Annotated in this window: 12 protein-coding genes and 1 pseudogene; 12 read left to right on the top strand and 1 reads right to left on the bottom strand. The window is 70.0% G+C overall.

The annotated features are described in order from the left end of the window. The 7 genes from IE134_RS33770 to IE134_RS34575 form a co-directional block, all read left to right on the top strand. Positions 1-292: RNA polymerase sigma factor (locus IE134_RS33770; protein WP_189432820.1), on the top strand; the 292-nt coding region annotated here is incomplete at its 5' end. Further along, on the top strand, positions 289-1146 hold the full coding sequence (locus IE134_RS34500; RefSeq protein WP_189432822.1) for a hypothetical protein: 858 nt from the start codon (positions 289-291) through the stop codon (positions 1144-1146). The genes IE134_RS33770 and IE134_RS34500, both read left to right, overlap by 4 nt. Before the next feature lie 185 nt (positions 1147-1331). Next, the gene (locus tag IE134_RS33780) at positions 1332-1760 is read left to right on the top strand and encodes a hypothetical protein (protein WP_189432824.1); all 429 of its coding nucleotides are present in this window, start codon (positions 1332-1334) and stop codon (positions 1758-1760) included. A 67-nt stretch (positions 1761-1827) separates the two neighbouring features. Next, positions 1828-2067: a DUF8825 domain-containing protein gene (locus tag IE134_RS33785; protein ID WP_189432826.1), complete on the top strand. Its 240-nt coding sequence runs from the start codon at positions 1828-1830 to the stop codon at positions 2065-2067. Next, the gene (locus IE134_RS33790) at positions 2064-2369 is read left to right on the top strand and encodes a LexA family protein (protein WP_189432828.1); all 306 of its coding nucleotides are present in this window, start codon (positions 2064-2066) and stop codon (positions 2367-2369) included. Before IE134_RS33785 ends, IE134_RS33790 begins: the two co-directional genes overlap by 4 nt. After that, a complete protein-coding gene (locus IE134_RS34570; protein WP_308432656.1) occupies positions 2347-2976 on the top strand; it encodes a DUF6233 domain-containing protein in 630 nt (209 codons plus the stop codon). The genes IE134_RS33790 and IE134_RS34570 overlap by 23 nt, the downstream gene beginning before the upstream one ends. Beyond that, complete coding sequence (locus IE134_RS34575; RefSeq protein ID WP_308432657.1) at positions 2973-3314, top strand: ANTAR domain-containing protein; 342 nt, start codon at positions 2973-2975, stop codon at positions 3312-3314. Before IE134_RS34570 ends, IE134_RS34575 begins: the two co-directional genes overlap by 4 nt. Positions 3315-3540: 226 nt before the next feature. Here IE134_RS34575 and IE134_RS33800 read toward each other — a convergent pair whose 3' ends face one another. Then, complete coding sequence (locus tag IE134_RS33800) at positions 3541-4191, bottom strand: TetR/AcrR family transcriptional regulator (protein WP_189432830.1); 651 nt, start codon at positions 4189-4191, stop codon at positions 3541-3543. Positions 4192-4268: 77 nt separating this feature from the next. Here IE134_RS33800 and IE134_RS33805 point away from each other — a divergent pair, with 77 nt between their 5' ends. From IE134_RS33805 to IE134_RS33825, 5 genes and pseudogenes are all read left to right on the top strand, one after another. Then, positions 4269-5105, top strand: coding sequence for an arylamine N-acetyltransferase family protein (locus IE134_RS33805; RefSeq protein ID WP_189432832.1), 837 nt, complete (start codon positions 4269-4271; stop codon positions 5103-5105). Positions 5106-6038: 933 nt separating this feature from the next. Beyond that, the gene (locus IE134_RS33810) at positions 6039-6665 is read left to right on the top strand and encodes a hypothetical protein (RefSeq protein ID WP_189432834.1); all 627 of its coding nucleotides are present in this window, start codon (positions 6039-6041) and stop codon (positions 6663-6665) included. Positions 6666-6717: 52 nt separating this feature from the next. After that, positions 6718-7365, top strand: coding sequence for a class F sortase (locus tag IE134_RS33815; RefSeq protein ID WP_189432835.1), 648 nt, complete (start codon positions 6718-6720; stop codon positions 7363-7365). A gap of 415 nt (positions 7366-7780) precedes the next feature. Further along, positions 7781-8682, top strand: a pseudogene (locus IE134_RS33820) (DNA-3-methyladenine glycosylase family protein). A gap of 127 nt (positions 8683-8809) precedes the next feature. After that, positions 8810-9108, top strand: a 299-nt coding sequence (locus IE134_RS33825) for a lamin tail domain-containing protein (RefSeq protein ID WP_189432837.1), incomplete at its 3' end; no start/stop codon positions are given.

Genomic DNA, 9108 nt, shown 5'->3' on the forward strand with positions numbered 1-9108 from the left:
CCGCCGGCCCCCGCTGATCGACGAAGCCGCGTTCAACACCGTCGCGCTGCGCGATGCCGTCGACCCGATCGGCCAGATCACCGAGTCCCTCGCCCTTTTCCGCGCCCTGCGCCAGCTCACCGACCGGCAGCAGGACGTCATGGTGATGACCTACTTCCAGGGCATGAACGCCCCCGAGGCCGCCGCCGTACTCGGAATGACCAGCGCCACCGTCCGCTCAACGGTCCGTCACTCCCTGCGCCGCCTGCGGGAGATCCTCGGCCCCGACCGCGCCATGGAAGGACAGCGATGACCCCGCACATCGACGAATTCCTCTCCCGCGCCCGCCTCGTCTCCGCCCCCTACACCCAGGCCGACATCGACGCCGCCGAAGCCCGCGTCCTCGCCCGCCTCCACACCCCCACCCCGGCCCCCGACCCGGTGCCCGCGGTCACCGCCGTGGACGAGCCGACCTCCGCGGAGGCCGCCCAGAACCTCAAGAACCTCTGCGCGGCCGTCGTCACCCACACCACCGCGCTGCCCACCCTGTGCACCTTCCTCACCCCCCAACTCCCCGAACCCCCCGGCGCCCGGGTCCTGGGCTGCATCCTCCAGCTCGCCGAATCCGAGGAGAACGCCCGCTTCTGGTGGCAGTACGCCGCCGGAGCCGGCGACCCCGCCGCCTCCTACTGCCTCTACCTCCACCACCGTTCCCTCGGCGAACACGCCCCTGCCCGCTGGTGGCACGAGCAGACTGAACTCCTCCAGAACACCCCCTCCACCGACCACCCCCACACCCACAGCGAAGAGCCAGGAATCGAGACCGACGACGTCCCCGCCGCGGTCACCACCGCACTCCACGAGGTCTCCAGCACCGACGCGAGCCTGCTGCCCACCGCCCTGCGCATCCTCGGAGCCCTCAGAACCGGCCCCGCCCCCGTCCCGGCCACCGTCGGCGCCGTCATCGACTACGCCCCGGCCGCCGTCGGCTACGTCGACGACTTCGACCTCCCCCTGACCGACCCCGACTTCACCGATCACATCCGCACCCTCATCGCCACTGACACCACCCCCGCGCGCCGTCGTAACCGGCTCCAGCCACGCCCCAAGGCATCGAAGCCCCTCATCGCAGCCGCCCGCCGTCACCCCACCTGGGCGTGGGGGTGAGCCGACGCCCGTGCTCGTCCCCGGCGCCTACTGCCTCTCATGCCGCGGCGAGCGCTCCGGCGGCGGGGACCGAGGGCCGGTGAGTCCGGTCGTCGTGGCCGGCACGGGCCTCGACGGAGTGAACCGGCCCCGCTGCCCGTGACGGTGGGGGCCGCCGAGACGGTTGAGCGATCATGAAACGACCGATGATCTTCTCTGCCGCCCTGGCCGCCATGCTGGTTCCCGTGGCCTCTGTTCCCGCCGCGTCGGCCGAGCCGACGGCCGTGCGGGCGTACGTCGACACCCGGGCCAATGACTGCGCGGGGTCCGGCTCCGGCTGCCGCCCCGGGATTGTGGTCCACCACTGGCACCGCCGTGGCGCCCAGGCCCGTGGGGTGGGCTGGGTGTACGCCTCGCGGGAGGGTGTCCGGTCCGGTACGGCCCGCTGGCTGGTGAAGAAGCCCGGCGGGACGTGGAAGACGGGCGGCGGCTGGAAGCGTGCGAACCGTGTGGGCAGCTTCGTGGAGACCTCCTGGGGGCGGGGCGGGCACACCGGCCCGAAGTACCCGCGCAACACGAAGGTGTGCGTGGAGTTCCGGGGGTTGACGACGAAGGCGTGCGTCACGCTCAAGTGACCCTCGGCGGCCGGGGTCGGGCGGATTCGACTAGCCCCAGAATTCGAACACGGGTTCTAATTAGTGGATGGACCGCTTCCCCTTCCCCGACGACCTGATCGAAGCCCAGCGGGAGTGGCACGCCGCCTACCGCGCTCTCGCAGTACCCCGCCCCCGACATGCCACCGAGCTGCGCCGCCGCCTGCTCCTGCTGTCGGTCCGGATCGAGTGGCACCCGTTCTGGTCGACTCCGGCCGGGTGGTCCCCGGCGGCGCGGGTGGAGCTGCGCCGTATGACGGCCGGGGACCGGAGGACGGATGCGGCGTGAGGCGGGAGCCCCGCCCTCTCACCGCCAGGCAGGAAGCCGTCCTGGCGGTGATCCGGTCGTCGCTCGCGGAGCGCGGGCACGGGCCCACGGTGCGGGAGATCGGGGCCCGGGTTGGTCTCTCCAGCACCAGCTCGGTTGCCCATCAGCTCGGCCGGCTCGAAGCGCGGGGGCTGATCGTTCGGACCGGCCGGGACTGGAGTACGTGCGTCCTGGTCGAGGAGCCGCCCGCGCGGCGGCCGGGGCTGCGGAGCCGGGGACCCGGCGGAGGAGCGGACCGGTATGGACGACGACCTACTCCCTGACCTGGAGCGTCTGCGGACGCTGGAGACCTGGGCAGTCCTCTATCTGCAACGGGTCCGGGTGCGGATCGTGGCCGTCGAGCGGCAGCAGCGCCAGCCGGCCCTGACGCCCACGGCCGCGCCTGGGCAGCCCGCCGCCGGGCCGGGCCGTGCGCGGACGCCTGACTGGGGCATCACCAAGACCGGCGTTGGGACGTCTGCCGCTGAGGTCCACCAGGGCGACTGCTGGGCCACGGGCAGGACGCTGCGGCCGGTCACCGCGGAGCGCGCCCGCGCCGAGCTGGCCGGGGGCGCGCAGGCCTGCGCGGTGTGCCGCCCGGTGGAGGTGACGCTGGGTCGGATCACGGGTTCGGCGGTCAAGCTGGTGGCGGGGTGTGACGCGGCGGGGGTTCTGGTGCTGAGCGTGCAGGGCCTGGTCTCGCTGGCACCGTCCAAGCCTCTGGTGGCGGAACTGGACCAGCTCCAGCGCAAGCTGGACCAGGGCCCGGGCCTTGATGTCGCCCGCCGTGAGATGGGGCAGCGGGCGTTCCGGATCGCTGACTTCACCGAGCGGAGCCGCGGTGGCCCGACTTCGTGCCCGAAGCCAGGAAGCGGGGGGTGGGCAGCATGATGGGCTTCCTGCTGCTTACCGAGCATGAGGATTTCGGGGTGCTCAGCTTCTACTCCTGCCGGCCCGGCGCGTTCACCGAGGAGAGCGAGCGAGCCGGCGCGCTGCTGGCCTCCCAATCCGAGGTTGCCCTGTCCGCCGCCCGCACCCACGCCCAGATGGAACAGGCCCTCGCCTCACGCCATCAGATCGGCCAGGCGATGGGCATCCTCATGGCCCGCCACCACATCCCGGAGGACGAGGCGTTCAACGCGCTGCGCCGCTACTCGCAGGACAACAACATCAAGCTTCGCGAGGTCGCTCTGCTGGTGTGTGAGCAGGGGGCTCTGCCGCAGCGCTGACCCCGGGCGGGCCGGGCCCCGGCAGCGTTTCGTACACCGGGGGCCCTGGGCCGGGGCCACCCCCCCGGGGGGGAGCGCGAGATGGATTCTCGTCGTCAGCCCGCCGCGGGACCGGCCCAGCGCCTGGCCAGCCGGTGGAGCGTCGGTGGGTCAGTCCGTAACCCGGCCGGGCGGCTCGATGCCGGCTTCGCGTGCGACATCGTTTCCGGGCAATGCGAGGTTTGAGTTAGCTGCCGGGTTCGAGATCGGCGGTGGTGATCCGTTGGTGAGGCAGCTGCTGGTTGTCGTCGCGGGCCCGCAGGCTGTCGAGCATGAGGTCCAGAGCGCGATCGGCACTGCGCTGGCTGAGCTCGGTGTGCAGGCCGGGGATGGGCCGCAGCAGCAGAGCGATCAACAGGGCCAGGTCGCCGGTGCCGACGTCCGGGCGCATATCGCCGTCGGACTGGGCGCTGCGGACGAGCCGGTTGAGGATCTTCAGCAGGATGTGACGTAGCCGCTGGTTCTCGGGGTCTTCCTGAAGCTCGGCCCAGGTGCTGGCGAACCAGACCGACAGCCAAGTCGCCAACCGTAGTTCGGTTCTTGCCTGGTGGACGAATCGTGTCAGGGCTTGCCAGGCGTTGGCCTCTTCGTCCTCGGCCGTTCGGGCGATGGCCACTACGCGGTGAAACCCGTCCAGCGCCACCGCGCTGATCAGCGCCTGCCGGTCGGGGAAGCGGCGGTAAAGGGTGCCGGTGCTGACGCAGGCGCGGCGGGCCACCTCTTCCGTCGATACGTCGGGCCCTCGCTCGGCGAACAGTTCCCGGGCCGCCGCGATGATCTGTTCACGGTTGAGCCGGGCATCGGCTCGCAGATCCCGTCCGGAAGACGAAGGTGTCATCCCAGCACTATATCTGAGTGAGTATCCTCCTTATAATCTGGCTAAGTGGCGGATCTTCCTTCACTTAGGAGGGGCGGATGACTCTTGATGCGATGCTGCGTCGGATTGGGTACCGAGGCCGCATTACGCCTGACCTGGAGATGCTCTTCGCTCTGCACCGATGCTGGCGGCGCACGGTGCCGTACGAGAACCTCGACATCCAGCTCGGCCGACCGATCAGCCTCGACCCCGACGTGCTGTCCGACAAACTCATACGCCGCCGACGCGGCGGCTTCTGCTACGAACAGAACGCAGGCCTCGCCATGTTGCTGCGCCTGTCCGGGTTCGAGGTGTCGATGGTCGAGGGCGGCGTCATGCGCCAGGCTCATGGGAATGCGATGTGGGGCAATCACACTGCACTGATCATCGACCTGGACGGTCGGCAATGGGTTGCCGACGCCGGTATCGGAGACGGGTTCATGGAACCGCTCCACCTGCGCGAAGGCACCCAAAAGCAGGGAAGTTTCACCTACAGGCTGGAGCGACTGGACCCGCAGACCTGGCGCTTCCACCACCACCCGGGCGCGACCATCGCCTCCTACGACTTCCGTCTCCAGCCATGTGAGCCCGCCGATTTCGCCGCCCGCTCGCAGGAGCTCTCCACGGCTCCGGTATCGCCCTACGTCACCACGCTCATCACCGCCCGGCCCGTGGCGGGGCACACCTTGCTGCTCCTCTCACGGACGGTCCGGCAGTACAGCGCTGATGGCAGGAGCGCCCGGACCATCGAGGATGTGGGGGAGTTTGCCGCGACGCTCCGGGAGAAGCTCCTCGTACCGCTCGAGGATCTCGGGCCGGACGGAGTTGGCCGGCTGTGGGAAAGGGCCCGCGCCCAGGACGACCTCTGGCGGACTCGTGCTCAGGAGAGTGGCTGACACTGGGATGCGGCCCCTTGAATCACCAGTAGATGTGGAGCTGGTTCCCCGGTGATGCCCGGTGCGACGGCCTTATCCGGTGGGGCGCCGAGCCGTATCAGGCCCTCTGCGTGGTCAGCCGGTGCGGCGAGCGGCCGGGAGAGACGTTCGTCGGCATGCTGCGTGCCCGGGCAGGCGCTGGGAGGAGTCGGCTCGGCAGCCGCAGGCGTGTCATGTTGCCGGGGAGGCGACCATCGAGCGGTACCAGATCAGTAGTTCTCGGCTGAGTGAACCGCCCCGGTTGCCAGTGGTGTTGGGGGCGGCGGGGCGGCTGAATCATGAGGCGACAAATGATTGGCTCCGTCGTTCTTGGCCGCCGGGCTGATCCCAGCGGCTGTAGTTTCCGCCTTGTAGAACATGGGATCTAACCGCGCGCTGCTCGGTGGCGTCGCTGCTGGGCTACCGGGTGAGCGCGCCGAGGTAGGCGTCCAGGGGCTGTACATACCCGGGGAGGCGTTCGCGGAGGCCTCACCAGCGGATGGCCGAATGTCCTCGGTAAGCTCAAAGGCGCCCCGAACGAGCAGATCGTCGGGGCCGGCGGAGATACCGCGCGTGACGACGTACGCCACGGGTCTCATCCGGCAGAGGCGGAACCGAGTGAGTCGGCGCACGGCTCGGTGAGCCGGAATCTTCTTGATGGCGTCCGCGATGGTGAGCCGCCCTCGTCCGGAGCTCAGCGGGGCGCCGGAGGGAGCAGTGCTGCCGGGGCGCGGAGGGTTTGGGGCCGCCAGCTTCCACCTGGTCCGTGCGTTGGATTCCACCTGGGTGCTATCGGCCGATCAGGGAACATTCGTCATATGACCGTGTCTTATCGTACTTTTCATATTTTTGTATGGCACTTCTTAGTCGATCAGGTGATCAGTACGACAATCATCTCGGCTTGAAGGAGCCTTCATGCGCATCCCCAGTTCCGTCCGCCCCCGCAGCGCCCGTACGGGGGCCAAGGTCGCCGTCGCCGTCGCGATCGCCGGCGCCACCCTGGCCGGAGCACCCGCCGCCTACGCCGCCCCCGGCGACAGCGGCAACATCGACGTCCGCTCGGTCAGCTGGCACTCCAGCCGCGGCGGGGTCGAGGTCTGCAAGTTCGTGCTGTCGGCGAGCAACTTCGAGTCGTTTCCCTCCGTCCCCTGGACGATCACCGAGCAGCCTCCGACCGTGCCGCCGGGCACCACCCTGATGGACAGACTTCCGCTCATCAACGGCAGTGCGCGCAGCGAGGCGTACCTGCTCCCGGAGGGCACCTACCAGCTGGTGTGGGTCGTGCCCGCGGGCCCGAAGCAGCGGAGCTTCAAGGTCGAGTGCGACCGCGGTAACCACGGCAGCAAGCCGCACAAACCGCAGCAGCCCATCGGAGGTGTCCCCGCGGGCGGCGGCGGTGTCCCGGACATGGAGCCTGTCAGCTCCGACAGCGACTCGAACGCCACAACCACCGGTGCCGTGCTGGCTGCTGGGGCGGCGGGCGCTGCGGGTCTGATCATGATGCGCCGGTCCGCACGTCGCCGTGCTCGTGGTGAGGCGTAGCTCTCGCTGCCGAGGACGACGGCGAGGGCCGACGCGCGCGTGCCGTCTCACGATGACGCTGAGCGTGACGTTCTCTTTGGTGGCCGGCATCGTCTGGGTGTCCTCGGACTCGTCCGAGGACACGGTGCCGGCCACCGCTGCCCGCGGAGGTGACTCCGTCGGCGGCGGGCGGGAGCCGTTCCGGCGGGCACCGCACAAACCAGATCAGCACGTGCCCGCCTCGCACGCGCCTCTGGTGCCGTCCCGGCCGCTCAAGGTCGCCATCCCAGCCATCTACATCGAGGCTGCGGTCACCGGGCTGGGCCTCGATGCGAAGGGCCGGCTGGGAGCCCCGCCGTTGAGTAAGCCCAAGCTGACGGGCTGGTACGAGAAGGGGCCCTCACCCGGTGAGGACGGAACGGCCCTGCTCGTGGGCCACCGCGACACAAGGACGGGCCCTGCCATCTTCCTCAACCTCAACGCACTGCGCCGGGGCGACAAGGTCAACGTGGTGCGCGCGGACCGCAAGACCGCAGTGTTCACGGTGGATGCGGTGAAGACGTACACGAAGGAAAAGTTCCCCGATGACAAGGTGTACGGGGAGACCGGGCGACCCGAACTGCGGCTGCTGACCTGCGGCGGCCGCTTCGACGAGAAGGCAGGCTACTCGGCGAACGTGGTGGTCTTCGCCCACCTCACCTCACTGAAGAAGACGGCCTGAACGCCGCGTTCAACGCCGGGCCGGTACCTCGGGGACAAGGGTACCGGCCCTGCCCCACGACAGACGGCCCCAGCATGCAGGTTCTGCACGGCCGGGGAATCGCTCTACTCCCAGTCGTTCGGCTCGACAGGGGCGCCGACTGATTCTGGCCGGGCCCCCCCAGCCCAGAGCCCTGCTGCTCCTGGCGCGTCGGGAATGATGGAGGCGCTCGACCGCACCGAGAATTCGCCGGCGCCGTCGGCCGGGCGGATCCTGTAGCGGGACCGCGGTGCACCAGGCCGGTGGGGAACCGCGAACGACCGGCGCACGCCTCTTCGGATGATGCGTCGAGCCACCCCCCCCATCCGGCACTCCCTATCCCCGCCCTGTGGCAAAGGGAGACCGAGACGGTGACGGCCCTCGTACGCTGAGAGCCATGCCCAGCCGTACCTGGGCGCCGCCCGCGCCCTACGAACTCACCCGCCCGCTCCGGGTGCTGCGGCGCGGCCGCGGGGACCCGGCCTGCCGGCAGGAGCCCGACGGGACCTGGTGGCGGTGCTCCCGCACCCCCAACGGTCCGGTCACCCTCCGGATCAGCGACCGCCCGGACACGACCGCCGGACGGCGCATCACCGGCACGGCATGGGGACCGGGCGCCGACTGGGCGCTGAAGCAGCTGCCGTCCCTGCTCGGCGCGGATGACAAGCCGGCCGAGTTCCGGCCCCGTCACCGGGTGGTGGCCGCAGCACTCCGTAAGCACGGCGGGCTGCGGCTCGCCCGCACCGAACTGGTGATGGAGGCTCTCGTCCCCAGCGTGCTGAACAGCGGATTACCACCGGCAGCGCCCACTACGCCTGGCGGTGCCTGCTGACCGGTACGGCGAAAAGCCCTCGGGCCCAGCACCGGAGGGGATGCGCATCGTGCCTTCGGCGGCCACGTGGCGGATGGTGCCCAGCTGGGAGTGGCACCGGGCCGGAGCCGACCGGTCCGCGCCGCCGCCATCCTCCGCGCCTGCTCATACGCCCCGCGTCTGGAAGAAGCCGCAGAGATGCGGCTGCCGGAGGCGATGGCCCGGGCATCGGCCCCTGGACCGCCGCCGAGACTCTGCAACGCGTCCTCAAAGCGCCCGACGCCCTGCCCCTGGGCTATCTCCACCTACCCGTCCAGATCGGCTACGCCCTCACCGGCGCCCGGGGCGGCACGGACGCACAGATGCTTCAGCTTCTGGAGCCGTACGCCGGGCAGCGCCACCGCGCGGCCCGGCTAATCCTGTTCAGCGGGCGGCTGCCCAACCGGCGGGCCCACCGCGCACCCCGCAGCCGCAGCACCCACCTGTAGCACCGCCGCCGCGACGTTCAGCCCCTCCTGACGAGTACACGCTTTCCCTTTCATTTCTTCACCGGGAAGTCACAGATCTCGATAGGCTCCTCGACGCTACATTCGCACCATTGAGGGGGGACTCCTCATGCATGTCCGTCATGCCCTGACCGCTGCCGCCACCGCCGCTTCGGTCCTCGCGCTTGGTCTCGCGGGCGCCGCTCCGGCCCAGGCCGCCGAGTACTCCTCGGCTCTGAAGATCAAGGGCGTCCAGTACGACGCTCCCGGCTCCGACTCCAACAAGTGCTCCGGCGGCAACACGAAGGACGAGTACCTGACGATCAAGAACTACTCGCGCACCGCGACCGTCAACCTCAGGGGCTACGTCGTCAAGGACGCCGTCGGCAACAAGTTCACCTTCCCGGCGACCCACAAGCTGCAGCCCGG

Source organism: Streptomyces rubiginosohelvolus (assembly GCF_014649875.1).
GTDB lineage: Bacteria > Actinomycetota > Actinomycetes > Streptomycetales > Streptomycetaceae > Streptomyces > Streptomyces rubiginosohelvolus.